Below are 553 nucleotides of genomic sequence, written 5' to 3'. Positions count from 1 at the left end.
CCGGAAGCATTACGCCCTATGTGGTGTCCTACTCCGGCGGCGGTTCTTCCTCCAACACCACCACCAAAACGGAGAAGAATGAAGACGGCTCCACCACCACGACCGTGACCGACAAGACCACCGGCACCGTGACTGAGACCACCAAGAACACCGACGGCAGCACCACTGTTGTGGAAACCAAGAAGGACGGCACCGTCACCGAGACAAATAAGGCTGCCGACGGCACCACCGGAACCGTCGTTACGGATAAGAACGGCGACGTTACCGAGGTCAAGTCCAGCGTGTCCGACAAGGCCGCCACGGAAGCCGCCAAGAGCGGCGATGCCGTGACTCTGCCTGTGGAAGTCCCCACTGCCAAGAACACCGGGGACGCCCCCGCTGTGGATGTCACTGTGCCCAAGAGCGCCGGCTCCGTCAAGGTCGAGATCCCCGTCGAGACCGTTACTCCCGGCACTGTGGCCGTCATCGTCAATGCCGACGGCACCGAGGAGATCGTCAAGACATCCATTCCCACTGAAAATGGCGTGGCGCTGACACTGGCTGGCTCCGCCAC

General features: G+C 61.8%; 1 pseudogene. It reads left to right on the top strand.

From position 1 onward, the window contains the following. Positions 1-553: pseudogene (locus ACTQ34_RS18135) on the top strand (hypothetical protein); the annotation flags it as partial.

Source organism: Agathobaculum sp. LCP25S3_E8 (assembly GCF_052117165.1).
Classification (GTDB): Bacteria; Bacillota; Clostridia; order Oscillospirales; family Butyricicoccaceae; genus Agathobaculum.
This window is presented reverse-complemented; position numbering and strand designations above follow the sequence as displayed.